Annotated in this window: 23 protein-coding genes; 11 read left to right on the plus strand and 12 right to left on the minus strand. The window is 45.1% G+C overall.

The window, feature by feature from the left end; genetic code table 11:
- Positions 1-2: 2 nt before the first annotated feature.
- Positions 3-467 (plus strand): RES family NAD+ phosphorylase, encoded by a 465-nt coding sequence (locus QE390_RS22460; RefSeq protein WP_307143976.1) that lies wholly within the window; start codon positions 3-5, stop codon positions 465-467.
- A gap of 48 nt (positions 468-515) precedes the next feature.
- On the opposite strand, the gene QE390_RS22465 is transcribed toward QE390_RS22460, so the two are convergent.
- Positions 516-1,238: an HNH endonuclease gene (locus QE390_RS22465; protein WP_307143977.1), complete on the minus strand. Its 723-nt coding sequence runs from the start codon at positions 1,236-1,238 to the stop codon at positions 516-518.
- Positions 1,239-1,398: 160 nt separating this feature from the next.
- Positions 1,399-2,283, minus strand: coding sequence for an SDR family oxidoreductase (locus QE390_RS22470; protein ID WP_307143978.1), 885 nt, complete (start codon positions 2,281-2,283; stop codon positions 1,399-1,401).
- A gap of 150 nt (positions 2,284-2,433) precedes the next feature.
- On the opposite strand from QE390_RS22470, the gene QE390_RS22475 reads away from it, so the two are divergent.
- Positions 2,434-3,024 (plus strand): Crp/Fnr family transcriptional regulator, encoded by a 591-nt coding sequence (locus tag QE390_RS22475; protein ID WP_307143979.1) that lies wholly within the window; start codon positions 2,434-2,436, stop codon positions 3,022-3,024.
- A 40-nt stretch (positions 3,025-3,064) separates the two neighbouring features.
- Here QE390_RS22475 and QE390_RS22480 read toward each other — a convergent pair whose 3' ends face one another.
- The 5 genes from QE390_RS22480 to hmpA all read right to left on the minus strand — a co-directional run bounded on the left by QE390_RS22480 (position 3,065) and on the right by hmpA (position 11,083).
- A complete protein-coding gene (locus QE390_RS22480; RefSeq protein WP_307143980.1) occupies positions 3,065-4,528 on the minus strand; it encodes a DUF3526 domain-containing protein in 1,464 nt (487 codons plus the stop codon).
- Positions 4,529-4,551: 23 nt separating this feature from the next.
- Positions 4,552-5,949 (minus strand): DUF3526 domain-containing protein, encoded by a 1,398-nt coding sequence (locus tag QE390_RS22485; RefSeq protein ID WP_307143981.1) that lies wholly within the window; start codon positions 5,947-5,949, stop codon positions 4,552-4,554.
- 98 nt (positions 5,950-6,047) lie between these two features.
- Entirely contained in the window at positions 6,048-6,752 is a 705-nt protein-coding gene (locus QE390_RS22490; protein WP_307143982.1) for an ABC transporter ATP-binding protein, read from the minus strand.
- Positions 6,753-6,763: 11 nt separating this feature from the next.
- The gene (locus tag QE390_RS22495; protein ID WP_307143983.1) at positions 6,764-9,133 is read right to left on the minus strand and encodes a TonB-dependent receptor; all 2,370 of its coding nucleotides are present in this window, start codon (positions 9,131-9,133) and stop codon (positions 6,764-6,766) included.
- A 747-nt stretch (positions 9,134-9,880) separates the two neighbouring features.
- The gene (gene hmpA, locus QE390_RS22500; protein WP_307143984.1) at positions 9,881-11,083 is read right to left on the minus strand and encodes an NO-inducible flavohemoprotein; all 1,203 of its coding nucleotides are present in this window, start codon (positions 11,081-11,083) and stop codon (positions 9,881-9,883) included.
- A 112-nt stretch (positions 11,084-11,195) separates the two neighbouring features.
- Between hmpA and QE390_RS22505 the strand changes: the two genes are divergently transcribed.
- Positions 11,196-11,633 carry an Rrf2 family transcriptional regulator gene (locus QE390_RS22505; protein ID WP_307143985.1) on the plus strand — a complete coding sequence of 146 codons (438 nt, stop codon included), beginning with the start codon at positions 11,196-11,198 and terminating at the stop codon, positions 11,631-11,633.
- A 232-nt stretch (positions 11,634-11,865) separates the two neighbouring features.
- On the opposite strand, the gene QE390_RS22510 is transcribed toward QE390_RS22505, so the two are convergent.
- Positions 11,866-12,954: an AI-2E family transporter gene (locus QE390_RS22510; protein ID WP_307143986.1), complete on the minus strand. Its 1,089-nt coding sequence runs from the start codon at positions 12,952-12,954 to the stop codon at positions 11,866-11,868.
- A 202-nt stretch (positions 12,955-13,156) separates the two neighbouring features.
- Between QE390_RS22510 and QE390_RS22515 the strand changes: the two genes are divergently transcribed.
- The gene (locus tag QE390_RS22515) at positions 13,157-14,338 is read left to right on the plus strand and encodes a low temperature requirement protein A (protein ID WP_307143987.1); all 1,182 of its coding nucleotides are present in this window, start codon (positions 13,157-13,159) and stop codon (positions 14,336-14,338) included.
- 13 nt (positions 14,339-14,351) lie between these two features.
- Here QE390_RS22515 and QE390_RS22520 read toward each other — a convergent pair whose 3' ends face one another.
- Positions 14,352-15,254 carry an AraC family transcriptional regulator gene (locus QE390_RS22520; protein ID WP_307143988.1) on the minus strand — a complete coding sequence of 301 codons (903 nt, stop codon included), beginning with the start codon at positions 15,252-15,254 and terminating at the stop codon, positions 14,352-14,354.
- A 761-nt stretch (positions 15,255-16,015) separates the two neighbouring features.
- Complete coding sequence (gene pncB / locus QE390_RS22525) at positions 16,016-17,191, minus strand: nicotinate phosphoribosyltransferase (RefSeq protein WP_307143989.1); 1,176 nt, start codon at positions 17,189-17,191, stop codon at positions 16,016-16,018.
- A gap of 133 nt (positions 17,192-17,324) precedes the next feature.
- Between pncB and pxpB the strand changes: the two genes are divergently transcribed.
- The 4 genes from pxpB to QE390_RS22545 are packed head-to-tail and all read left to right on the plus strand — an operon-like array spanning position 17,325 to position 20,872.
- Entirely contained in the window at positions 17,325-18,014 is a 690-nt protein-coding gene (pxpB, locus tag QE390_RS22530; RefSeq protein WP_307143990.1) for a 5-oxoprolinase subunit PxpB, read from the plus strand.
- 1 nt (position 18,015) lies between these two features.
- Positions 18,016-18,969 carry a biotin-dependent carboxyltransferase family protein gene (locus QE390_RS22535; protein WP_307143991.1) on the plus strand — a complete coding sequence of 318 codons (954 nt, stop codon included), beginning with the start codon at positions 18,016-18,018 and terminating at the stop codon, positions 18,967-18,969.
- Positions 18,959-19,684 carry a LamB/YcsF family protein gene (locus QE390_RS22540; protein ID WP_307143992.1) on the plus strand — a complete coding sequence of 242 codons (726 nt, stop codon included), beginning with the start codon at positions 18,959-18,961 and terminating at the stop codon, positions 19,682-19,684. The genes QE390_RS22535 and QE390_RS22540 overlap by 11 nt, the downstream gene beginning before the upstream one ends.
- 9 nt (positions 19,685-19,693) lie before the next feature.
- Positions 19,694-20,872, plus strand: coding sequence for an NRAMP family divalent metal transporter (locus QE390_RS22545; protein ID WP_307143993.1), 1,179 nt, complete (start codon positions 19,694-19,696; stop codon positions 20,870-20,872).
- A gap of 880 nt (positions 20,873-21,752) precedes the next feature.
- Here the strand turns inward: QE390_RS22545 and QE390_RS22550 are convergent.
- Positions 21,753-22,187: a response regulator gene (locus QE390_RS22550; protein WP_307143994.1), complete on the minus strand. Its 435-nt coding sequence runs from the start codon at positions 22,185-22,187 to the stop codon at positions 21,753-21,755.
- Positions 22,188-22,222: 35 nt separating this feature from the next.
- Positions 22,223-22,651: a response regulator gene (locus QE390_RS22555; RefSeq protein WP_307143995.1), complete on the minus strand. Its 429-nt coding sequence runs from the start codon at positions 22,649-22,651 to the stop codon at positions 22,223-22,225.
- 370 nt (positions 22,652-23,021) lie between these two features.
- On the opposite strand from QE390_RS22555, the gene QE390_RS22560 reads away from it, so the two are divergent.
- Genes QE390_RS22560 through QE390_RS22570 form a run of 3 tightly spaced genes read left to right on the plus strand, consistent with a single transcriptional unit; the run spans position 23,022 to position 25,809 of the window.
- Positions 23,022-24,374: a sensor histidine kinase gene (locus QE390_RS22560; protein ID WP_307143996.1), complete on the plus strand. Its 1,353-nt coding sequence runs from the start codon at positions 23,022-23,024 to the stop codon at positions 24,372-24,374.
- Positions 24,375-24,394: 20 nt separating this feature from the next.
- Positions 24,395-24,769 carry a response regulator gene (locus tag QE390_RS22565; protein ID WP_307143997.1) on the plus strand — a complete coding sequence of 125 codons (375 nt, stop codon included), beginning with the start codon at positions 24,395-24,397 and terminating at the stop codon, positions 24,767-24,769.
- Entirely contained in the window at positions 24,766-25,809 is a 1,044-nt protein-coding gene (locus QE390_RS22570; protein ID WP_307143998.1) for an adenylate/guanylate cyclase domain-containing protein, read from the plus strand. The genes QE390_RS22565 and QE390_RS22570 overlap by 4 nt, the downstream gene beginning before the upstream one ends.
- Positions 25,810-25,815 lie beyond the last annotated feature (6 nt).

Here is a 25,815-nt window from a genome sequence, read left to right on the forward strand (position 1 = left end):
CAATGCAGGTGTTTCGAATCAACAAAGAGCCTTATCACGTCGATCCGCTTTCAACCGTGGGCAGTTACCGCTACGGAGGCCGCTGGAATCCAAAGGGTGTGGGTATACTTTATACAAGCAAAACTCCAGAATTGGCATTGCTCGAAACGCTGGTGCACCTTCCGGCCCTAACACTGAGCGAAGTACCCCAGCTGTGGCTAAGCACCATCGAATTACCCCAAATTTCAGAAAGCATCTTCTGGATGGATCCCTCTAAACTACCCAGCTATTGGAGTTCCGGGCCTTTGTCTTCCACGCAAACGATTCTCAAGGAATGGTTATTCTCGCCTTTTAGTCTGGCCCTAGCCGTCCCTTCGGTTATCATGCCCGAATCTTATAATCTATTGTTACATCCCCAACATCCCGCCTACGCCGAAGTTAAAGTAGTGCGAAAAAGGCTGCTTTCGTTGGATTCCAGATTACGCTAAGAATTTGCAATAATTTATAAATATATACCTCTAATAAATTAACAATTATTATTTTACATTCATTCGCATTCTCAGTTCTTCTATTGTCAAACTTAAATCTCTATGAAGCATTCGATGACAATTAGCACAAACTAAAGCTAAATCTTCGACTGCAGTAATACTTTCTTCTTGTAGACTACTTAATGGCTTAATATGATGGCATTCTATAAAGCCAACTCCTAACTCTCCATAAGCTTTTACGAAATCAAACTCACAGACCTCGCATTGCAGTTTATTTTCTTTTTTAAAAACATATTCTTTTTTTTTCTTAATTATGGCTGAATTTCTTTCTCGAAAAGAATGAAGGCCATACATTACTTTACCTTCTCTTACTGTAAAATCGTGATCGATAAGTTTTTGATAATCATTGATTTGGCCTATCAATTTCTCGTTATTGATTGAATTTATAATTGTTGTAGCAATACTTAACAATTCATCCTTTTTATTAAAAAATTCAAAGAATACTTCTTTATCTAGTTTGCCGAATCCGGGCAATCCTCTTCTAGTATCATTAGGATCAATACTTACAAAGTTTCCAAGTTTCATATAAACTCCTTGAGAATTTCTGAAAGTATGTGTTCTTTGTTCCGGCGAAAAAATGGGAAGCTTATTAATTAAAATACTTAGCTTAACAATTTCTGGATGCTTACTACTTAATTGATTATAATCTATCGTAAAATACAAATTAAGAGCAAGAATTAACTCATCTCTTTGCCAACTGGGATTTTTCATCTTGCCATTTTATATAAATTCGACTATATGCAACAAACATACTATATACATTAATGATTTACTTACCCTTTTTATTTAGAATAATCAATTAAGAAAACATTCATTTTACCATTAACAAAACACATACCCGGAAACTAATCCGGGTATGTATGATTCACCACTACTTGTTAAAGTAATGCCCCAATTGCAAGTCTTCTAATAAACCCAGGTGCGTAGGGTTCCAGCCCAATTCCATCTTGGTTTGCTCCGCCGAAGCAGGGTTATCATAGGTAATGAATCGGCTCATCCAATCAAAATGACTAGAAGCCTCTTCCGGGGTTATGGAGACTACCGGAAGATTTAACTCATTCCCAATAACTTCGGCAATTTGTCGGAGCGGAATGCCCTCATCGCCAATGGCATTATACCGACGGCTTCCTTTTCCTTTTTCAAGGATAAGTCGGTAAAGCTGAGCCGCATCCCGCCGGTGCACGGCTGGCCAACGATTGGTGCCCTCTCCCACATACGCTGAAACACCTGTTCGTCGGGCGGTTTGAATAATGAAAGGAATAAATCCCTGATCGCCAGCATCATGAACGGAGGGGGGTAGACGAATAACCGAGACGTTTACGCCCTTCTCCGTTAAACTCAGGGCCGCTACTTCAGAAGCCCGGGGAAATCCCGAAGAAGCATCAGCTTCGGTAGTCAGATTTCCGTCGGTTCGGAGCCCTAAAATTCCTCCGGTAACAATAAACGGACGATTAGACCCCATCAGCACGGAACCGATGGCCTCGATGGCACGTTTATCCGTTTCGGCGGCAGCAAGGTACTGGGAAAAGTCATGAATAAAGGCGGTGTGAATGACACCATCGGCTTCAGCAGCCCCTTTTTTCAGACTATCGAGGTCTTCAAGACTTCCCCGTACGACTTCAGCCCCGGCATGAAGCAACGCCTGAGCTGAGCTTTCAGAACGGGCCAGTCCTACGACCTGATGTCCTGTTTCTATTAATTCCTGAACGATGGCGGAGCCAATAAAACCGGAAGCTCCTGTAACAAAAACTCGCATAATTCCTTTAGTTCGTATTAGAATTGAATACTCTCGTTTACCTCAGCAAAGGTGGCCTAATCACTCCCCCCAAAACGAGGTCATTTGACACAAATTTCACCAGTAAGCCATTTCCTACGATTTATTGGTCATTCGTATAGGTACCCGTTTATGAGACAGACATCCGCTAATTTTGAACAATACATACGCTCATTTGAGCAACTACAGGACCTTGAAATTGAGAAGATTACGGCTTGCTCCAGCCTACTTCAGTTACGAAGGCACCAATTATTATTGCGGGAAGGTGACATTTGTCGGCACAAAATATTTGTATTAAAAGGCTTGTTAAGAATGTATCGGGTGCGGGCAGATGGCACGGAGTCCACGATGCGGTTTGCAGCGGAAAACGACTGGATCATTGACCATGAAAGTTATATGAGTCAGCTATCTTCCCATTACAGAATTGAGGCTCTGGAAGATTCACAAGTATTGATCTGGACGCGGGAAACGATGGAAGAGTTATTTGAGGCCATGCCCGTTTTCAGGTCGTTTTCTGATCGGTTACGGGAGAAAAGTATGAACGATAGCGTGCAACGGATTTACATGAACCTGAGTTATACCGCCGAGGAAAAATACGAAGACTTCATGAAGACCCATCCTGAGATATTCCGAAGGATTCCTCTGCATCTGGTAGCTACTTACCTGGGCGTCTCCCGCGAAACCCTGAGCCGCATTCGACATAAACAGCACCGAAATAAATAATTTCTATTCGTTGGGGAGCCGCCGCATAAGGGCTTATTAACTACCGCTGAGCATCGAGTAGCTTTCGGTAACCTACCCAGCCCAACAGCCCGATAAGGGCTAGGTAACTCAGGAATGAAAGCCAGGTATTACTCCAACGATAATCCTTGTATTCCCGTGGCTGGAAAGTTGGGATGGCTTCGGCATCTTTTACGTTAAAGGTACGATAGGTTGATTCGTGGGCCATTTTGGGGTAATAAAACTGCTGGGTTCGCTTACGGAACTGGTCTACGTCCCGACTGAAGGTATTGAACTGGTACCAGTGCGTGCCAGACAAAGCCGAAAGCTCTTCCTGCATCATCAAAGCCGGACTGATGAGCTGAAAGGCCCGAATGGCGGCCTGTTGCTTTTTAATTTGTCCGTATAATTGCTGCTCGGCTATTTCAGCCGCCGCGTCTTTAATTTCCTGACTTTTATAGACAATAACCCCATACCCATACACCATGCCGGGCGTGACAATCGAGGCCTGACGAATTTGGGTTCGGGGGTTGCTAAAAACTTCTTTCGTTAATAACTGACCGTCTTTTTCGAAGTATGTATTCACTGCTTTTCGCTCTTCGTTGGTTTGGGAGATCCGGCTGGGAATGGGGTAAGCCTGACTGAGCCCAATTTGTAATACGTTTGGAATGAGGATGCCTGTAAAAAGCCAGAGGAAAATCAAAACCATGGCGTTAACCGTCGAGGGCATTGAAAAGCTGTTCACCAAAAAGGATAACGCAAACCAAAAACCGAAGTACATCGAAACGAGAACGAAGGTCCACCACCAGTTTGAGGTTAGCAGAAAACTACTCCCCAGCAGCAATACCATCATAGGAATAACTAGCAGCCAGAAAAGACTGGTAAAGAGCAGGTAACGAATGCTCACCCGCAATCGAATCAGGTTGGCAATTGACTGATTACTGGTCTTTAATAGTACCCAGGTGCCCTGCTCTTTTTCAATGGAGAGTACATTATACGTAAAGACAATGATCAGCAGCGGAAATAAGTAAATGACCACAAAGGCAAAGTCAAAATTACCGATGAATTGCAGGAAGCTATTATCGATTTCTCCTTCGTAAGTCAGATACTGTTTCTTGTTAATATAGACCTTATAGTAAAATGGCTGAATATCACTTTGTCCGACGTTAATGGCCTGTAAAACAAAAGGTTTCTTAACGGCAAATTTGGGACCTTCGTTACGGGCGGTGTTATACGCAAAGGTAGGATCGTCCCAGATGAAGCCCGGATAGACCCTGTGGTTGGCCTCAATCCGGCGAATCCGGGTTTTAAGACTGTCCAGCATTTCTGCCTCGTGAGCCTTGATTTTACCAATCGTCTGTTCCTGTTTCCGGTACATACTATTCCCGATCCACAGGGCCGAAAGTAGCATCACAAGCATAATGGCAAAGAGAGCCAGCAGCACTTTATTCCGCGATAATATTTTCAGTTCAAGGTCTAATACGACCCTAGCAATGGATAATTTCATGCGTTTGTGCTATGCCTCTGTTCCTACACGGTCATCTTGCGGTAGGAAAAAAGCATTAATAAAATAGACCCGAGTGTCCAGCCGAATAAGATCAGAATGGAAGGAGCCGCTGAGGTTAATCGCCAGGCGATGCCCGGAGCGTGGTAGGTAAACTGGGGTACCGTTTTCCAGAAATCGTTACCCGCAACCGTATTTTTCTGATAGAAATCATCCACAATAACTCCTACTTTCCGACGGTGTAATTCCGCTTTTTCGGCAAAATCATTGTGCGTTTTCATGTCCGTTGCCGTGATTCGCATCGAGAAATCACGGAAAGCCAGAAAAGGCGATAATACCGCCGAAGCCTGCACCAGAGCGTTTTGCCGACTTTCATTTTTATCCACTGCCTCATACGCCCGATCCATTACTTTCCCATCGGACTCTTCAAAAAATTCGATGGTAATAGGAATGTAAAAAACGGGCAGATCTTCCAGCCGGGTTACACTATATTTTTTCAATGTTTCTTTTTCCAGGATGGCACGTCGCTCGTCTTTGGTCCCTTCGCCATTTACGCCGTATTCTTTTTCGTGAAAGGTTGTATTTTCAAATTCCAGTGAAGTGATGGAGGGATACATGCGTTTGGAAAGTTCACTGGCCAAACGCGGAATGAGAAAAACGCCCAGTAACCAGAAGCCTGATAAACTGACGAGCGAAAGCGACGAGTTGCGGGTCAGTAAAGAAACGGAAACACCAATGATGGTGATTAACACCGAAAACAAGGCTAATCCAAGCCAGTAACAGGCATATGCTTCCAGCAATGAAGTCCAGTTTACGGTTTCCTGGCCCAGTCTGAGAAGGGCGAGAGAACTCAGGCCCAGGATTATTAATATAGAAAAAACCAGGATGAGACAGGCGAGTAATTTACCCGTAAAAATCTGCGTTGTACTGGCTTTTGAGCTGAGAATCATCTTGATCGTGCCGTTTTCCCATTCTTTAGAGAAGATATTATGGGCCATTAAAAAGATGAAAAGGGGTAATATAAACTGGGCGAAATACCCCACATTAAAGAAACCAAAACTTCGAATACCCGTGGCATCCGTCACCTCCCGAAAACGAACGACGCCGCGTTTGTGGGGTTCGAGGTAAAAGGAATTTCCCGTATAATCTTCGATGCCATTGTCAATCATGGCCAGATCGGCCGTGGGTTTGTAGGCGTAAAAGCCGAAATGAGCACCCAGGTGCGGGTTTTTATCCCCCTGCGAAATAAACTGCTGATAGGTAACCTGCTGCGACTCTCGTAACAACTGACTGTGCGACCTATAATAAGAATAGCCATTATACAAAGCCAATCCCATCAGTATCAGCACTCCGACCCATAACCAAACCACCTTAGCAGTCCGAAATATCTCCCGAAGTTCTTTTTGTATGATTAGTTGAATCATGAGCTTTGTTTAGAGTTGGGAGTTTAGGGTTTAGAGTTTGGGGTTTAGAGTTTAGAGGTTCAACTCAAAACTCTAAACCCCAAACTCTAAACGCCCAACTACATTTCTTTCACCAAATCAATATAAATCCGCGTGAGGTCGGCGTGGGTTACCTGGCTGGAGATTAGCTCCTGGCAGAGTTTGCCCTGATGCATGATGCCGATGCGGTGACCGAGGTTTTTGGCCATAAGTAAATCGTGCGTAGCCATTAAGGTGCTCACGCCCTGCTGACTAAGGCGGGTAATGATCTCGGAAAATTCATTGCTGGCGTGCGGGTCCAGTCCAGAGGTAGGTTCGTCCAGAAACAAGACTTTTGCTTTTTTGACCAATGCAATAGCAATGCCCACTTTCTGCCGCATGCCTTTCGAATACGACGACACCCGTTTATGAAAAGCGGAAGTCTGTAAACCAGCCACCTGCATAAACTGACCAAGTTCGTCTTTGGTATAACTGAAACCTGAAAGTCCACTGAAAAACTCCAGATTTTCCATGCCCGAAAGCGTCGGATACAGGTTTACAATTTCAGGAATGTACGCCACCATATCTCGCGTAGCCTGATTATTCACCGATACCTCAATGCCATTGATAAACGCCTGACCGCTGGAGGCAGGAATAAACCCCAGAAAAAGGTTAATCGTCGTGGATTTACCCGCACCATTCGAGCCCAGCAAACAATAGATCTCTCCCGGCTGGATGTCCAGATTGAGCTGATGCAGAGCAATATGCGAGCCGTACGCTTTGGTTAGATTTACTGCTTTCAACATGGGAAGTGGGACTAAATTACGTAATGAACACTCAGGCGGGCATTGATCGGAGCCTGCGGAACCCAATAGTATAACCCATTGCGAAACCAGGGTGTGGCAATCAGGTTTTTATTCAAAATATTATTAATTAACAAATTAGCTTTCAATCGTTTATGGTGCCAACCCAGTCCACCGTCCAGCCGGAAGAAATCCGGGGTGGAGTGTACAACAGCCGTTGCATAACGTTCGCCCCGTCCGCCCTGATATTGATACCCCGCCGATACGGAAAAAGCCGATAGCACCCGACCAGGTAACTGATAATTTAACCAGGTATTCTGCACGTGTTTGACGTACATGGGCGGGCGGGCACCCACCAATGCTGGGTTTACATCCGCATCAATTTTGGAATCATTGTAAGCGTAGTTAATCACTGCATTTAAACCCGGTGCTAGTTCCCCAACCACATCCAGTTCGATGCCCCTGGCGTGTGTTTTCCCTACCTGCAATCGGTACAGTGCATTATTCGGATCGGTGGCAACTATGTTATTTCGTTTGATGGAATAGAAGGAAAGCGTCGTATTCCAGCGTCCTTCGAGCCAGTCTTTCTTTAATCCAATCTCGCGGTTTAATCCTTCCAACGGTCGAATGGCTTCTCCATTACTCATGAGGCCCGCCTGCGGAATCAGCGTTTGGTCGAGTAAAGCATAGACTGAAAACGAGGGCAGAACGCTATAATTTACGCCTACCCGCGGCGTAAAAACCTGATCTTTTGAGGAGGTAATCACAGCAGAGACGTTGTTCCGGGTTTCCACGGAAGTAAAACGACCGCCCAGGGTTAGGCGAAGTTTATCTTTGAGAAAAGTCAGTTCATCCAGGGCATAAAGCGAGTAATAACGAATGGACTGATTCGTGTTACCCTTGGAAAAACCGCCCGGTGTCTGATAGGTTGGCATTTCAATATGGTATTCAGGAGCATTGATATTCAGTGGATAATAGCGGGGTTGCATTTTTCCGGCTGCGTCGGTGTAGGTATCATACGTTACGTAACTATCCGCCCGAAATCTTTTCTGATTCACATCAATTCCCGCCAGAATTTGCTGAGTTAACCCCGCTGTTTTGATTTTTCCATTCACAAAAGCCTGCTGGGAATAAACCTGCGTACGGGCCAGATCGTATTTGGGATTTCGCAGCAATACATTCGGATTGGCAGTATTTACGCCCGTCACCCACATGTAAATACCTTCATAATCATTCTGCATCAAAGCCCCCCGAGCCGTTACCGACCAGTTTTTACTAAAGGCATGCGAGAAAGTCAGAAAGGCCGTTTGATCCCGAACGTGGTAAGGGGGGAGGTTGGGTTCGTGAATGGTAAAATCCCTCGGTAAGGTTGCAAAGCCATTCGGCGTCATGACGATGGGACTCATCAGGGCATACCCAAATTGTTGATAATTGTACTCGGCAGTCAGGGAAGTCCGGTCGCTAAATTGATACTTCAGCACCGGAGCTACTAGTAATCGGCGATTAAAATCATAGGTAACGAAGGACTTACTGGTCATACCCATGACGTTCAGCCGATACTGAAGTTTTTTCTTCGCGTCCAGCACGTCATCTAGATCGACGGCCAATCGGTAGAAATTCCAGCTCCCCCCCATGGCCGTAGCCGAATAATGGGGCGTGCCGGTAGGCTGTTTAGTTACCACGTTAAACGTTCCAGCGGGATCGCCAATGTTATTCATGAACAGCGAGGGGCCTTTCATGAATTCTACCCGGTCGATAATAGCCGCATCTTCGGGGACGGGTCCACGATAAATCGGGGTGAGGTCAATGCCATTGCGAAGCGTGGAAATCTGGCCGCCCCGCATAAACATGTAGGGGCCCAGGTTATTGGAAACCTCCTGCCGAATAACGCCGCTTACATTCCGGGCTACGCCGTCAGTCATATTAAAACTCCCCTGATCGTAGATGACATCCGCACTGACTTCCTGAATGTTCTGGGAAAGGTGAATCAGCGGCGTTTGTAAACGAAGAGCACTCGAAACCGTACTCAGGTGGTAGGGTTTATAATATTTCGACGTTACCGTTACTTCCTTTAAACCCTGCCCGTCAGCCATAACCAGGCTTACTTCAATAAAGGAAGTATCACTCGTCCATACGATTCGCTGACTTTGGTAGCCTACGTGGCTGATGGTAAGACTGGAAACGGGCGTGGTAGCTTGAATTTCGAAGTAACCGTCCTCGTTGGTCACCGTGCCCTGCTGGGTTGCGGTTATTTGGACGCTGGCTCCCGACAAAGCTCGCTGAGGGGCCTGAGCCTCTCTGACACGTCCTTTAATGATTACCTGAGCCTGGGAAGAAAGAAAAAATAAGCAAAGGAGTAAGACTCCTGATATACGGATAATCATGAACGATTGAATCGTTACTTCGTAGAATAATAACTTATTTCAGTAAAAATCAGGTTTCAAAGATAAGTTATAGGCGTTCTATTTGTATAGAATAATTCTAAAAAACGCCTCTATGGATTTTTTTAGCTTTTCATAAATGTACCCGCTGCTCGTCCGCAACTGTATAGCGGATGTTTGAGAAAAGCGTCATTTTCCTGCCCAACACTCACTTTTCTACTGCTTAATACCATTACAATTATCCATTATAATGTAGAGACGCGACTTCATCGCGTCTGGCCGGGAGATGAGGATAACATAGGAATAACAAAAATGCCTTTTCATCAACCAATGTAGTAAAACCGCCTCTACCCAGACGCGATAAAGTCGCGTCTCTACTTAAGGGAAATTTCCGCCAGGGTTGGTGTCTTCACCAACCATTAGGCTCTTAGTAAGGGCTGGTGAGGACACCAGCCAGGGGACGGGAGTAACAAAAATCGCCTCTACCCAGACGCAATAAAGTCGCGTCTCTACTTAAGGAAAAACTATATTTGTTTACAAGCATTAACTGGCAACTTCAAGAAATGGCTTTAAACGAAGCCTGCTTCCCGCAGTTGCTCCACTCTGGATGACAGGGTGGGAGGAGTAGATGACACCCTCCAGAACGAAAGAAAATACTTAATTCTAGTTGAAATGTCATTTTAGACAGCCTCTTATGCCTCCTAAAACAAAGCCATACTTCACATAAAAGACCCTGAACGGGCTTCCCTATCAAACGACTAAAATAGCCGGACCGAATTCTTCAAAGTGAATAAACTGAGAATTAACACCCTGACTTCGTAAGTATTCCACGTGTTTTTTGATGAATACCGCAGGGCCACAGATGTAATAATCGGCTTGTGGGACGATGGCTTCCTTTACCTTAGTGAGATCGACAAAACCTTCGTAGTAGAACTCCTGCGGATGGTCATCCAGTTTGTCATAAAAGGTATGAATTGCCATTTGCTGGTGGCGGCCTCCAAGTTCGCTTACCGAGTCTTTGAACGCATGTACTTCATACCCTCGACACCCGTGAATCCAGGTAATAGCACGATCTTTCCCGGTCTGAATCAGGTACTCCAGCATACTCATAAACGGGGTTAATCCTACCCCACCGCTGATGAAAACAATGGGATTATTTGTCGTTACATCCAGTATAAAATCGCCCGCTGGTGGAGCGACTTCCAGTATATCCCCTTCCTGAATTTTATCATGCAGCAAGTTACTGACGAAGCCCGCTGGGCCTTCAACACTGCCTCGTTCTTTCTTCACCGAAATTCGGTAGTAATTGCCGTTGGGTGCACAGGAAATGCTATACTGACGGGGCTGAAGCACCTGAAGTTCAGGAACGAAAAGACGAACTGTAATGAATTGTCCTGGTAAAAAGTCGGCTACGTTACCGCCATCCGAAGGATACAGATAAAAAGAAGTAATTTCTTCTGATTCACGAATTTTCTTCTGAACCACAAAGGGTCGCCAACTGCTCCAGCCTCCTGCTTTCGCAACGGTATTGCTGTACAGATTGGCCTCGACATTACTCATGACTTGAGCCAGTTGCTGATATGCCAAACCCCATGCTTCGAGTAATTCAGAGGTAGCCGCCTCACCTAATACCTCACTGATGGAAGCCAGTAAGTGCTTACCTACAACGGCATACTGCTCTGGTCGAATGTCCAGACTGACGTGCTTATGAGCAATACGGTTAATGGCCTGGGAAAGTACTTCAGGGTTATCAATGTGTTCGGCATAGGCTAGAACCGACATCGCCAGTGCCGTTGGTTGGGCTCCCGTCCGCTGATTGGCACTATTGAACACGTTTTTCAATTCGGGATTATGCGTTAGCAATCGGTTGTAAAAGTAAGTGGTCAGGGCTACGCCGTGCTCTCTTAATACCGGAACTGTCGCTCGAATTAAAGCTTTCTGATCGTTTGTCATGTTATAAATGATATTAATACCTTTTTATCCTTTATTGATTTTGCAAACATATCGGTAATTTTATAAAGGACAAAAATATCTTTTATTAGTTTTGTCCTTTCACACAGCAGTCATGGCTATTTTTTCTAAAACTTGTGAATACGCGATTCGAGCGGTATTCTACATCGCTCATAAATCCACGACGGGGCATAAAACGGGTATCAAGGATATTGCAGCCGGGATCGATTCCCCCGAGCTTTATCTGGCAAAAATTCTCCAGAATTTAAGCCGGCAAGGCATCATCAGTTCAACGAAAGGCCCTAACGGCGGTTTTTACATGCAGGAATCTTCGCTCAAGAAACCTTTAAGCGAGGTTGTAGAAGCAGTGGATGGCAATAGCCTATTTTACGGCTGTGCCCTGGGGCTGAGCCAATGCTCGGAAGTTAACCCCTGCCCGTTGCACGATCAGTTCAAGTCTATACGAGATCAGATTCATCAGGTTTTACAACAGACAACCATTGGCGAGTTTAATGAAGAATTGCTTAATGGACTACTTTCACTGAAAAAGTAGGGGTCGTTTTAGTGTTTGAGCACTTCTTGTGCAAGCGTTTACTACAAATGTCTTTCTGATTAAGACGAAGAACTTTACTTTTCTACAGCTTAGCTTAATTACCATTATAACGTAGAAACGCGGCTTCATCGCGTCTGACTGGGAAATGATAATTAATCTAAAGGTCACGAAATCACATGAATAACTTTACCCTCCTGTCGCCAGTGTAACGCCCCCCCTCTATCATGCCTTTCTACGACTTCCCAAAAAGTCCTTTAATCTTATCCATAATACTGGTATCATCTTTCTTTTTATTTTCTCCAATCAGGAAACCGTAGGGTTGTAAGGCTTCTACGTGGTCGCAGATAATTTTAATAATTCCGATTAGTGGTAAGGCTAAAATCATTCCCGGAATACCCCAAATGGTTTCGCCAATCACGATGCCGAGAATGGTAAATAAAGGGTTAATGTTTACTCCTGAACCTACAATTAAGGGTTCAAGTACATACGTCTGAACAAATTGAACCAACCCATATACCAGAATAATGCCAATAATCATGGAGCTGTCGCCGCCCTGAGCGATGGTTATCAGTACGGTTAATCCCGTTCCGGTCAGGTTTCCTATGAAAGGGATGATCTCAAAAAGTCCGCACAGGATACCCAGAAAGATGGCATGTTCTACTCCTACAATGCTGAAACCTACGCCGTATAAGACCCAAAGGGTAACAATCATTCCGCCCAAACCACCGAGGTAGCTCTGAGCTACTTCGCTGCTTTTCTGAATGACCTGTCGTGCTTTCAGGTGATCTTCCGGCGGGGTCAATTTCAGTACAAATGCTTTCAGGTGACTTCTGAAGAATAACAGCAGAAAAATATACACTAACACTAAAATGAGATCGACGGCTACCGACATTAATGAATTCATTACTGCCGTTACGACCGATGAAAGCTGCCCCGAAGTTGAGGATTGCTGCTCTTTTATTAATTCATTCTGTTTCTTTGGACTCACGCCCAGGTTACTGCTAATCCATTGTTTAAGATCGCTAACAAGTTGCGTGATCCGTTGTTCAATCCCACTTAAATCTTCCAGTAACCCAGAAAATTGCCATTGTAGAACAAACAACAGCAGTGCAATAGCGATGAGCATTACCATAAGGCATAAAACCGCCGCAAGGCCTCGCTTTATTCCCTTTTTTTCGAACCAGGTGGCGAGTGGTAATACCAGCATCGCCAGCAAGCCCGCAATCGTCAGGGGAACCAGAACCGTTTTCGAAAAATACAATCCAGCAAATAATAGAAAACAAAACCAGAGAAAACGGGCGGGTTTTTGAAGAGCGTGCATAGAGACCAGACGTGATTAAAGGCATATCGTTATAAACATAACCTTGAAGGCTGGAAAATGTTAGTCTTTACGGTTGGAGTTACGCTTCCACCAACCGTGGCACCTCTTTTTCATGAATAATTTTGTCTGTTGTATAGCTAGGCAGGTAAGGCCGTCTAGACTTGTAAAAACAGAAAATCTACAAAACCCACACGTTCGAAATTTGAATCAGCACTCATCCAACCAGAACAACACAGACGATCGGGGCCAGACCCGAGCAGATCGCTGGATTGAGCCCTTTTATGACTTAGTAATCGGTACCGTGATTGGACAGTTATCAAGTCTGTTAAGTAGCCCGGTCTCTGGTGATGAATATCTTCAGTATTGCTGGCTCTTTTTACCAACCTGGTGGCTGTGGACGGGCTTTTCTTTTTACTTTGATCGTTTTGACCGCAATTCCATTTTCCAGCAATCGGCTTTGTTAATCAGCCTGATTCCTATCGTTTTGTTATCAGTTACGGCCCCGCAAACGTTTAATGATAAGATAGCAGGGTTCACGTGGTCTTACATTGCTGCCCGGTTTATACTGCTGGTACTTTACGTTTATACAATCATCAACGATTCCGACGTTCGCCGACCCGCCAGGCATCTGCTGATAGGGTTTAGCGGTGGACTTAGCCTCTGGATTCTCGGAGCTTTCTGGACTGATTATGGCATTTACCTGAAAATAGCTGGGTTAGTGATTGACCTTGCTACGCCCTGGATCGCTCGGGACGAACTTAGGAAAGTAGCTCCCACGAAAGAACATTTTCCGCAACGGCTGGGCGTTTTTACGCTGATTGTAGTCGAACAGAACGTAATGAATCTATCCAATAGCCTTACCGAAAGACTGTGGGACGACTCCATGCTTATTTCTGCCTTTTGTGGGTTAGTGTTGGTAGTTACAATCTGGTGGTGGTATTTTTTTCACCAGGAAGAATTCATCATTGGCCGGATTCAAAACGACGGATTACGTCATTCCTTCGGGCATATGCCTTTATACCTGGGTACCGGAACGCTGGCTCTGGCCGTTAGTGGAGCCGTAGCTCAGGAAGATTCGCAGCGATGGTTATTAACGCTCGGCATGTCTCTATACGCGGGGTCATTGTGTTTAACTACACTGCCTAAAATCAAACAGCCGTACCGATTCAGGTATCTACTATTTACAATGGCCCTATTACTCGTATGCTGGGGTATAACTGTGCTGGTGGAAGAGATCTGGGTAGCCCTGGCGAGCATGGTTACTGTCTGGTTGATTTATCTGTACTTCGCTAGAAATGAGTTGAAAAGTAGGGCTCTTTTCCCTCCAAAAACCGAAAACGAAACCCCGGAAGAGGACGGTTCCGTTCCTCTTCGGATAGGGTGATCTAAGGCGTTAATTAACGAGATTTTTGCTGAAATTGTAAGGGACTAAGTCCCACGTATTTTTCAAAAAAAGCGTTAAAATCCGTAAGTTGCCTGAACTCCAGCTTCCGGGCCAGCTCTTCTAGACCTAGGCCAGAATTTAGTAATAAATCTTTCGCTTGCGTAATGATTCGGTCGTGAATCTGAGCACGAACGTCCTCTCCCGTTATCCGGGAGGTAACGGCATTCAGGTAACCTGGGGTAACGTCCAGCTCTCTGGCAAAGTCAGTCACTGATTGATGCGTCCTATGCTCGGGCGAGTCAATCAAATTTATGAAATCATCATACAAAGCATCGTCACTTTCCCTAACCATCATTCCCAGCGTGGGATCGGCCGAAGCTGCTTTTGCATATAATCCTTTGATTCGGAACAACATAATATGCAAATAAGAAGCAATCAGGGCAAATCGATCTAAACTATCCGATTGATACGCTTCCTGCATTTTATGAAAGACTTTTACGAGTGCATCCCGGTCATAAGCCGACACAGTAAAAGGAATAGCTTTTTCTAAATGCAGAAAAGGAAATTCCTGAATGATGTTACTAATCTGCGGACGCTCCTGAAGAAACGCATCGGTAAAGGTGAGATGCCATCCTTTCTTAAAGCCAGGCTGCGTTTGCCAGGATAGTACCTGAAAAGGAGATTTGAAGAGCAGAAAAGGAACTTCGGGCCTTGTGGTGTGATGGCCAGGATTTAAATCTGTTTTTAATTCCTCTACTAAGCGAATGGAATAGAAATCATGCCGAATGAGCGGCATTTCTCCCTTTTCCCAATGTCGCTGAAATACTTCTAATTCACTCACATCGAAGTCTTTATCGAGCGGCGGTGGCCCCCCCATATAGTTATTGTAAGCAACCAGATTCTCGAAAAGTTTCATAGAAATAAGTAAAGCAATGTATGAGACGTATGGATAAATCGACGAGTCAATAACAAATCTTGCCTTCCCAAGGGTCGTTGCACTTACGTTTATTACTTAAACTGTTGGCTTTGGCATTTTATGATTCGAATGGCAGCGTAAATTACACCGAATAAGTTATTTTCAGGTAGGCACCCACCCTAAAAAATTAATTAGTTCATGAGTAATTTGTACTTACTTTTATCGATGAATAAGTTACGAAAATTTAGACTCATACGAACAGACCTTCTAAAATTTATAATTGTCGGATGGTACTCTCGAACGAAGAGAGAGACCTTTTGAGGAATGGGGCGGGTTGATTCATTCACGTTACCGTATGACACAACCAGCTCGAAAAAGACCATAAGATCCTTCGCTTCGCTCTGGATGACAGACGCTGATAGTAATTATCCCTCAGGTATGAGATAGTTATAAAAGCCAACAGTGTCCCCGGATTTCATCCGGGGAAGCAACATTCACCAAAGAAACTTTTTATAATACTAATAAGCTCCTTCACTTTAGATGACCGAAGGAGGAGTAACGTTATGGGTAACAATAACATATTGCGATGCTCGTCCGGGACAAATCGCGGAGATATTCGATTTAGCTAAAATGTCTTTTTCAGAGGGTATCTATTACTCGAAGTCAACTAAAAAAGACGTTATAAAAAACTTTAAAATAAACTCTTTTTATAACGTCTTTTTTATACAATAAATCACTCATTATAAGTGAATTATTGTGGTTTATTCGTGAATATTCAATATAGTTTTAGCTAACTGTATCATTTCAGGGTTGCCAGTATATTTTCCATGTTCATCCGAAAGCTTAACCACTTCTGTCCATTCTTCATTTCCGGGATTGGCTTCCGTCATTTTCAAAACAATATTCATGGCTGGTAATCCTACGTCGTTGGTTAGGCTGGTTCCAATGCCAAAAGACATCCCGATTCGTCCCCGGCAGTAATCTGCAATTTTTGCTACTTTTTCATAGTTAAGACCGTCCGAAAACGTAATGGTTTTACTTAAAGGATCAATCCCCATTTGCTGGTAATGAGCAATAACCTGATCGGCAAAATGCAAGGGATCACCACTGTCGTGACGCACGCCATCAAATAACTTAGAGAACATTTTATCAAATTGCTGAAAGAATACGTTCGTAGTGTACGTATCTGATAAAGCGATTCCTAAATCGCCGCGATACACCTCTACCCAATGTTGCAGAGCCATGGCGTTAGCCATTTTGAAGCCATAGCGAGCGGCGTGAAACATGAACCATTCGTGAGCGTGCGTTCCAATGGGTCGGGTTTGCTTAAGCATGGCCAAATGAACGTTACTGGTCCCTACGAAAGAGCCATCTCCATAGGTTTTCAAAGCATCCACTACCTGATTCTGTACTTCATAAGAATGACGGCGGCGGGTTCCAAATTCGGCTACTGTAACCCCTAGTTGACGATAGTTTTCAATTTTCTTACGCGTTACCTCCCGTACTTCCTTGTTACTAATTCGCTGTAAACCCTTAAGCCGATAATACAACTCACAAATCAGAGACATCAACGGAACTTCCCAAAGAATAGTCCGGTACCAGTGTCCTTGCACTTCTACCTTTAGCTGATCGCCGTTCTGTTCGATGTGCACTTCCTGGGGCTGATAGCGATACCCTTCCAGAAAATCCAGATATACCGGATCGAGATAAGGGCAGGTTCTGGCAAAAAAAACTTTTTCTTCACGGGTTAATTTCAGCCCCGCCAGTTCATCAACAGCTTGCCGCAATGCCTCGGCAAAACCCGGCGGAAAAGAATGCTTTCCACGATTAATAAATGCGTAACGGGCCTGAGCGTTAGGAAAAAGGCGAATAACGCCTTGTTGCATGGTAAACTTATAAAAGTCGTTGTCAAGAATGGATGGAATGATTGAAGGCATACGTATAGCAGTCGATGTTATCTTTTGAAGTAAGCAATACCAGGTAAATTAATTCCATAAATTTCGTACCCGAATCAATTTTGCAATAAGCGGATTTCATTTCGGGTCTTATCTTCGGCAAAATTCATCCGTTATGCTTCTGCCCCAGCGTATCTATCAACTCTCGGAAAAAGCCCTTACTCTGGCCTGGGAAACTCGCATCGATCCCGACATTTCGGCTCAGGTGCGAAGGGTACAACGCGAAATTCTGGCTCAGCCATTTCCGGGTTTGACGGAGGTAGTGCCTGCCTACGCCTCATTAACCGTTTTCTACGATCCCGTACTCATTCGTAAAAATCACCCCGGTCAAACGGCTACAAGCTGGGTGGAGAACTGGCTCAGGCAACAAATGCACACGCTAGCCCAGGATCTGGCTGCTGTCAAGCCCCGACGAGTGGACATTCCGGTTTGTTACGGAGGTGACCTGGGGCCCGATTTAGCGGAAGTTGCTCACCACTGCGGACTTTCGCCCGAAGCCGTCATCGAGCAGCATAGTCAGGCTGTATACCAGGTGTATATGCTCGGTTTTGTACCCGGTTTTGCCTACATGGGTGGCTTGCCTGAAAGCCTGCATACTCCCAGAAAAATGACTCCCCGAGCTCAGGTAGCAGCGGGTTCCGTTGGAATTGCAGGAGCTCAAACGGGCATTTACCCCATGACGATTCCCGGCGGCTGGCAGATCATTGGCCGAACGGCTTTACCACTTTTTCACATCAGCCACACTCCTCCGGCTTTGCTTCAGGCGGGGGATGAAATCAGGTTTATCCCCGTATATTCCCTTTAAGATGGCCATAGAAATCATTCAGGCAGGTGTATTAACTACATTACAGGATTTGGGCCGATCCGGCTATCGGGCTCAGGGGGTAGTGCTGAGTGGAGCTATGGATGGTTTTGCTCACCGGGTTGCAAACTGGCTGGTAGGTAACGACGAAAATCAGCCCACCCTTGAAATAACCATGGGTGGCTTGGAAATCGTTTTTCATGAACCTGCCCTCATTGCTCTGGGTGGTTTTGGCGTGCGGGCCTTCTTAAATCAATCGCCGATGGATTGCTGGAAAAGTACCGCTGTTCAGCCCAGGGATCGCCTGAAGGTAATGTATGCCGGGTACGGTTGCCGCAGTTACCTCGCCGTGGCTGGCGGCTGGCAGATTTCTGAAGTACTCGGAAGTTACAGTACCTATGCTTCGGCCGGATGGGGCGGATTTCGGGGAAGAGCTTTACGAAAAGGAGATCAGATAGCCTTTACCCCCAAGCCATCTCCCCAAGCTTCCTGGTCCATTGCTTCCTCGGCTTTACCTGAGTATTCTTCAAACCCTAAGGTTCGAGTCATCGAAGGACCGGAATGGGATTGGTTTACGCAAGAAAGCCAAAGGCACTGGCTCGAAGAGAATCATTCCGTGTTACCCCAGAGCAATCGAATGGGGTATCGGCTCAAAGCCGCTTTGGAACGTAGCCACACCGGGGAATTATTGTCCACCGCCGTAAGTCCGGGTACGCTTCAGGTATTACCCGACGGAAATCTGGTATTACTGATGAACGACGCTCCAGCCACGGGTGGTTACCCCCGGATAGCCCAGGTGATCGAAGCCGATTTATGCATTTGTGCCCAGCTTACGACGGGTAACGAGGTTCGTTTTGTACGCATCAGTGCAGCCGAGGCCGAAGAAATCTACGTATCTTCCCATCAACATTTACAGCTTTTGAAGCAAAGCATTTTTCAGCGATTGTATGCGAATTGACATAAACTGCGATTTAGGCGAAAGTTTTGGGGCTTATACCATCGGCCAGGATGAGGCTATCTTACCCTTGATTACCTCCGCCAACGTAGCCTGTGGTTTTCACGCGGGCGACCCAGGCGTAATGCGGTATACCGTTGAAAAATGTCTGGAACATAACGTGGCCATTGGGGCTCATCCGGGCTTCGCCGATTTACAAGGCTTCGGACGCAGAAATATGCAGCTCAGTCCCGCTGAGGTTTATGAGCTGGTTTTGTATCAGGTCGGAGCTTTGGCCGGGTTTGTTCGGGCAGCAGGAACCCGTCTTCAACACGTGAAACCACACGGAGCTTTGTATAACATGGCGGCCAAAGATGCGGCAATGGCCCGGGCCATTGCTCAGGCCGTACATGATTTTGATGCGAGCCTGTTTCTGTACGGACTAGCCGGAAGTTACCTCATTTCAGAAGCAGAGCAATTGGGACTTAACACTTGTAGTGAAATTTTTGCTGATCGAAAATACCAGGCCGACGGCACCTTAACCCCCCGGAATCAGCCCGATGCTCACCTGACAGATCCAGCCGAAGCTGTTGCCCAGGTTATGCGGCTTATGAATGATCCAGAACGAAAAACTGAAACGGTCTGCATTCACGGCGATGGTTCACAGGCCCTTGCTTTTGCTCAAACCTTACATACTCATTTGCAACAGGCGGGCGTTCGTATGCTTCGTCCTGATTAACCTCATCTTATGACCCCCAAATCTACTTCGCTGGCTTCTACCCTATTAGGAGCTGCTTTTTTAATGGCTACATCAGCCATCGGACCGGGCTTTCTGACTCAGACCACCCTTTTTACGGTAAAGTTACAGGCCAGTTTTGGTTTTGTTATTCTGCTTTCCATTTTACTTGACATTGGGGTTCAGCTCAATATCTGGCGGATTGTCATCGCCTGCGGACAGAAAGCTCCCGATCTGGCCAACGCCCTATTCCCCGGTCTGGGTCATTTGTTATCCATTATGATCGGGCTCGGCGGACTAGTGTTTAACATCGGTAATATTGCCGGAGCCGGACTTGGCCTTAATGTATTACTGGGCATTCCCGTTGAAGTCGGTGCCGTCATCAGTGCCCTCATTGCCCTTGTCCTTTTTGTGAGAAAAGATGCCCTTCTCGCCATGGATTCGTTTTCCAAATGGCTGGGAGTGTTAATGATTGCCTTAACCTTTTATGTCGTTTTCACGGCTCATCCCCCCCTGGGTCTGGCCTTTCAAAAAACCATAAACCCCGATATTCTGGACACTACCGCCATCATTACCCTCGTAGGGGGAACCGTGGGAGGATACATTACTTTCGCCGGAGCTCACCGGTTGCTGGATGCGGGTTTGAAAGGATCGGAAGCTTTACCTGAAACCGACCGTGGGGCCGTAACGGGCATTAGCATTGCTTCTATCATGCGAATTTTATTATTCCTGGCTGCCTTAGGAGTGGTCATGCAGGGCTTAAGTATTGATCCGTCCAATCCGCCAGCATCCATGTTTCAGCAGGCCGCGGGTACATTAGGGTACAAGTTGTTTGGACTAGTGATGTGGTGTGCAGCGATTACCTCCGTAACGGGTTCGGCGTATACCTCCGTTTCCTTCATCCGAACCTTACATCCTTCCTTCACTCACCGAACCACTGCCCTCACACTGGGCTTCATTATTCTTTCTTCGGTAATCTTTCTGATCGCTGGAAATCCGGTTACCTTATTGGTGGTTGCCGGGGCGGTAAATGGAATGATTTTACCGCTATCTCTGCTGATTATGCTAGTAGTAGTTCATAAACCCGCCTTGGCTGGCAGTTACAAACACCCGATTTTATTAACGCTCATCGGTGTGGTAGTTATGCTCATTATGGGCTGGATGGCCGTTCGAACGCTGTTAATGATTTAATTCAATTCTATTATTTTCCACTCAGTAAATGAAAGCAGAAGCTATGAGGTGATGGGTAGAATTATGATTTCCCTTTAAGAGATCAATCCTTCTTAACATCTCTACATGAGTTCTCTTCATCAGAAAATCGGGAACAATGTACGGAAGTTACCTAGTACACATTCGGGTCAATTGATCGTCCGCACGTCCACTAAATACTCACTCAGCTCCCTTACCTTATACTAGAAAGCAGTATACACTCTACAAAGCGATCTAACATTTAGAATCGAAGACTTCATGCGAATCGGAAATCTGATCCTTTGTTTTGTTAGGGGTAACAGGCTTGGGATAACGGCAAGTGGAACCTGTCTTTTCTTTAGGAACGCGAGGGAATCTCGCACCCGTTGGTCTTAGTTTAGTTAAACCAAAATCCTTGATTAAACCGCGAATCCCAGTAGAGACGAACTTCGACCCACGGGTGCGAGATTCTCCGCCATGGCTGGTGTCCCACCAGCCATTTGTACGCAAACAGTAGTTGGTGTCCCACCAATCATGGCGTAGTCTCCACGTTTTAAACCAAAAGCCTCCAGGCAGACCCTACATCACAAATTCCCAAGTAGAGACGCGACTTTATCGCGTCTGGTCGGGAGATGAAAGTAGTACAAAGGCAACACAAAACCGCCTCTTACCCAGACGCGATAAAGTCGCGTCTCTACCCCTTCAAAACACAAAATTTGGGTTATAAAGCCGAGCGACTGCGGGAATAGATATATCTGATAAGCGTATATTTTAAAAGAAGAAGTAAAACCTTAGTATGCAAATAGACTTCGCTTAAATAAACGTTGGATAAACACAGCGACCCGTGATTTATACCATACGCAGAAGAGTAAGTTCAGAACTATTACCGACGTGTATCGTCGGTTGCTTTGGGTAATTGAGAATGTGCATTCCAGAAGTCAAAAACCGTATTCCAGATATTGAGAAAATCATTACGGTTTTCCGGCTTTACTACAAACGCATTTACGCCGTTATCGTAAGCATCTTCAATCAATGTTTTTCCAGAAAATTGAGAAAACATAACTACTGGTAAGTATTTCCATTTTTCAGATTGTCTGATATGCTTCACTAATTCCATTCCGTTGATGCCGGGAAGTCGATAATCCAATAGCATCAAACTCGGATAGGTTGGTAAGTCATCCAGATATAGCAGAGCTTGTTCTGCATTTTCGGCAAATAGCAAATTACAGAGCTGAGTACTTTTCTGGTAACTCCAGTTCATGATAAAACGCTGTTCAGGGTCGTCCTCAACCACCATCAACAAAGGTTTTTCTGCCATTTCAATTCATTTAAAAATAAAACCTGTCTCCACCACTAATCCCTTGAGGGTAACTGAATCATTTGAGTCCAATAGGAGTACACCTGATCCCATATTTCTGAAAGTCGCTGAAAGTTCTGTGGCTTCACTACATAACTATTAGCTCCAAGTTCATACGCCTTTCTCACCATTCCTTCATTAGAAGAAGTCGTAAACATGAGTACGGGCAATGCTTTAAACCGAAGTGTTGATTTCAGTTTCTCTAATAATTCCATTCCATTCAGGCGGGGCATATTAATATCCAGTAACAGCAACGAGGGTTCTACACTACCATCATTTAGTAACTGCCAGGCATGTTCTCCGTCATTAGCAAAGAACAATTCTCCTTTATAATCTCCCTCGTTAAAGGCAATCTGTAATAATTCTCGATCATCTTCGTCGTCCTCGACGACTAAAATGACCAGCGGCTTCGAATAAGTTGGCAAAGGGTTGTGCTAAATAATGGAATACAGTATTTGTTTTCTAACAAAACTACACTCATAAGTTCAAAAAGTATAACGTTAAGGGATTGAACTCCTTAAAAATTCAGATCAAATTAACTTTTATCAATATCAATATCCACTATTTATGGGTAATTCCCTAATTCTATTTTTCTATAATATCGTGCCTATGCTCAAGATGAGTAATAACCAGGGGCCTACCTATGGCTATTTTTTACGAAAAGTAGCCAAGTTCTTTTCATGAATAAGCCATTATTTCTCTGAAAACCCAGTGCTTTCGCTTGAAAAGCCCTTTCAAAACCGTATTTTAGTCCATTCATTTCTCAAGAGTAGCAGCCTCTTTTCTGAATTCTTTATGTCTACCACCTCATTTCTGATTGCCTTCTTTTTCATTAATTATGTACGAAAGGCCATACAATCGGAAAGCAAATACCCAGAACTGGATCGGCTTATTGTTTCGGCCCGTTATCTGACGGTCGGTCTCTGGGGGATGCAGTTTCTCTTCCATGAGATCTTTATTCTCCGGTTAATCGGGCCCTGCTACCTATTATTGCTGGTATGGCTAACTCATAAAAAGGAAGAACTGCAACCCGTTCAATCGACTTCACTTTCCATCCTTCCCTATGCGTTTATCAGCATTTTTGGAGAGCTAGTCAAGTTTGTTTCCAAAGATTTTTATAACCAGTTCGATGGTTTTTTTGAAGCGGGTAAGTTTTTTGCCTTCGTATGGGTTTTCATTCTATGGCTCAACAACCGCAAACAGGAAAAAGCCCTTGAAGCCGAACGATTAAAACTGGAGAAACAGGAAGAGTTAGGCCGGGTTACGGAAGCTCAACGCGATCAGCTCGAAGTATTAGTCGCGGAACGAACGGCAGAATTACGTCTACAAAAAGAAGAATTAGAAAAGGCTCTCAGTCATTTAAAATCGACTCAAAACCAACTTATTCACGCTGAAAAAATGGCTTCCCTCGGGGAGTTAACGGCGGGTATTGCCCATGAGATTCAAAATCCTTTAAACTTCGTCAATAACTTCTCGGAAGTTAGCATTGAACTGGTAGACGAGCTCCGCGAAGAGTCACAGAAGCCGGAACAGGATACCGAGTTAATCATTGAATTATTGACGGATATTGAACAAAATCTCCAGAAGATTCAGCACCACGGCAAGCGGGCCGATAGTATCGTAAAGGGTATGCTTCAACATTCCCGTACTTCTTCGGGACAGAAAGAAGACATCGACCTTAACGCAATGGCCGAGGAATACCTACGCCTGGCTTACCACGGATTACGGGCGAAAGACAAGACCTTCAACGCCAAAATGGTCACGGAACTGGACCCAACGTTAGGCAAGGTCCATGTATTACCGCAGGATTTGGGTCGGGTATTGCTGAACATGCTAACCAATGCCTTTTACGCAGTTTCCGATAAAAAACGCCAGCAACCGCAAGGCTATGAACCTACGGTCTGGATCGTTACCCAAAGCCGCCCTAATCAGGTAATCATTCGGGTTCGGGACAATGGAACGGGGATGCCAGATAGCGTCAAACAAAAGATTTTTCAGCCCTTTTTTACTACTAAACCCACCGGACAGGGCACGGGACTGGGGCTTTCTCTGAGTTATGACATCATTACCAAAGGCCACGGCGGTTCGCTGGAAGTGATTACTCAGGAAGGTGCTTTTACGGAATTTATTATTCGCCTGCCTCGGTAACCGGCAGAAAATTTTTACCCATGAATATATTAGTCGTTGATGACGAGAGAGACGTTCAGGCTTTGTTTGAACAACGGTTTCGCCGGGAAATTAAAAACGGGGATTTTCGCTTTTTTTTCAGCTTCTCGGGCGAAGAAGCCCTGACTTGTCTCGAAAAAGAGGATTCCGAAATTGTATTAATCCTTTCGGATATTAACATGCCCGGCATGAGCGGGCTGGATTTACTGCAATCCATTCGCCATACGCACCCTAGCTCACCGCCAGTAGTCATGATGATTACCGCTTACGGTGACGAAGAAACCCACGCTCAGGCTCTGAAACTCGGAGCAAATGATTTCCTTACGAAGCCCTTAAATTTTGGGGAGTTAAAGGTTAAACTCAAAGAGACGTTATGAAGGCAAAGATCTTGGTAGTGGACGACGAAGCCGATCTGGAAGTATTAATCAAGCAGAAATTCCGCCGTCAGATTCGCGAAGGGAAATATGAATTTCTTTTCGCCGAAAATGGCATTACAGCCCTGCAAAAGTTACAGGAAAACGCGGACATTGATATTGTGCTGAGCGATATCAACATGCCTGAAATGGACGGTTTGACATTGCTGGTAAAGCTGAATGAAGCTAATCCATTGGTCAAAGCCGTCATTGTATCAGCCTATGGCGATATGGAAAATATCCGCGTCGCGATGAATCGGGGTGCCTTCGATTTCCTTTGCAAACCCGTTGATTTTGAGGATCTGGAAGTAACCATGCAGAAAACGCTACGGCATGTGGAGCAGTTACGACAGACCCTGAAGGCCATCAAAGAAAATGATATTCTTCGGATGTACGTCGATGAAACGGTTCTTCAGTTCATGACCCGTTCCGAGTTTGAATCTTCCCTAACGGCCAACGAAACGATTGAGGGAAGCGTGGTTTTCGTGGACATTTGCGGCTTCACGGCGATTACCGAACGAGAGCCAGCCGATGTGGTGGTCCAGATGATTAACTCTTATTTTGATGTCATCGTAAAAGCAATCATTGCTCAGGGGGGCTATGTCGACAAATTTATTGGCGATGCCGTCATGGCCGTTTTTCGGGGAGAGTTTCACCTGGATCGGGCCATTGAAGCTTCGCTGGCGGTGCGTACGCAGTTATCAGATATAGAAGAAAGTTTGCCCGATCAGACCTTCCTGCCTCAGGTAGCCATTGGTATCAATTCCGGTGAAATGGTATCAGGTAATATTGGCTCAGCTTCCCTGAGACGGCTGGATTATACTGTCATCGGTGATACTGTAAATCTTGCTCAACGGCTACAGTCCGCTGCTAAACCGGGACAAATTCTGATTACGGATGATGTGTATCAACGCGTAAAGGAATCCTTTCAGGGAAAAATATTGGGAGAGGTAACACTGAAAAACAAATCCCTGCCGGTTCAGATTGTTGAAGTCATTGCCTAAGCCCAC

Source organism: Siphonobacter sp. SORGH_AS_1065, from assembly GCF_030818595.1.
Lineage (GTDB): Bacteria > Bacteroidota > Bacteroidia > Cytophagales > Spirosomataceae > Siphonobacter.

Coding starts and splice junctions, on each gene's coding strand:
- hmpA (WP_307143984.1), bottom strand. CDS start 11,083: ATGACAAACGATCAGAAAGCTTTAATTCGAGCGACAGTTCCGGTATTA.
- QE390_RS22560 (WP_307143996.1), top strand. CDS start 23,022: ATGTCTACCACCTCATTTCTGATTGCCTTCTTTTTCATTAATTATGTA.
- QE390_RS22465 (WP_307143977.1), bottom strand. CDS start 1,238: ATGAAAAATCCCAGTTGGCAAAGAGATGAGTTAATTCTTGCTCTTAAT.
- QE390_RS22505 (WP_307143985.1), top strand. CDS start 11,196: ATGGCTATTTTTTCTAAAACTTGTGAATACGCGATTCGAGCGGTATTC.
- QE390_RS22510 (WP_307143986.1), bottom strand. CDS start 12,954: ATGCACGCTCTTCAAAAACCCGCCCGTTTTCTCTGGTTTTGTTTTCTA.
- pncB (WP_307143989.1), bottom strand. CDS start 17,191: ATGCCTTCAATCATTCCATCCATTCTTGACAACGACTTTTATAAGTTT.
- QE390_RS22490 (WP_307143982.1), bottom strand. CDS start 6,752: ATGTTGAAAGCAGTAAATCTAACCAAAGCGTACGGCTCGCATATTGCT.
- QE390_RS22495 (WP_307143983.1), bottom strand. CDS start 9,133: ATGATTATCCGTATATCAGGAGTCTTACTCCTTTGCTTATTTTTTCTT.
- QE390_RS22545 (WP_307143993.1), top strand. CDS start 19,694: ATGACCCCCAAATCTACTTCGCTGGCTTCTACCCTATTAGGAGCTGCT.
- pxpB (WP_307143990.1), top strand. CDS start 17,325: ATGCTTCTGCCCCAGCGTATCTATCAACTCTCGGAAAAAGCCCTTACT.
- QE390_RS22460 (WP_307143976.1), top strand. CDS start 3: ATGCAGGTGTTTCGAATCAACAAAGAGCCTTATCACGTCGATCCGCTT.
- QE390_RS22520 (WP_307143988.1), bottom strand. CDS start 15,254: ATGAAACTTTTCGAGAATCTGGTTGCTTACAATAACTATATGGGGGGG.
- QE390_RS22475 (WP_307143979.1), top strand. CDS start 2,434: ATGAGACAGACATCCGCTAATTTTGAACAATACATACGCTCATTTGAG.
- QE390_RS22480 (WP_307143980.1), bottom strand. CDS start 4,528: ATGAAATTATCCATTGCTAGGGTCGTATTAGACCTTGAACTGAAAATA.
- QE390_RS22470 (WP_307143978.1), bottom strand. CDS start 2,283: ATGCGAGTTTTTGTTACAGGAGCTTCCGGTTTTATTGGCTCCGCCATC.
- QE390_RS22540 (WP_307143992.1), top strand. CDS start 18,959: ATGCGAATTGACATAAACTGCGATTTAGGCGAAAGTTTTGGGGCTTAT.
- QE390_RS22535 (WP_307143991.1), top strand. CDS start 18,016: ATGGCCATAGAAATCATTCAGGCAGGTGTATTAACTACATTACAGGAT.
- QE390_RS22565 (WP_307143997.1), top strand. CDS start 24,395: ATGAATATATTAGTCGTTGATGACGAGAGAGACGTTCAGGCTTTGTTT.
- QE390_RS22570 (WP_307143998.1), top strand. CDS start 24,766: ATGAAGGCAAAGATCTTGGTAGTGGACGACGAAGCCGATCTGGAAGTA.
- QE390_RS22485 (WP_307143981.1), bottom strand. CDS start 5,949: ATGATTCAACTAATCATACAAAAAGAACTTCGGGAGATATTTCGGACT.
- QE390_RS22550 (WP_307143994.1), bottom strand. CDS start 22,187: ATGGCAGAAAAACCTTTGTTGATGGTGGTTGAGGACGACCCTGAACAG.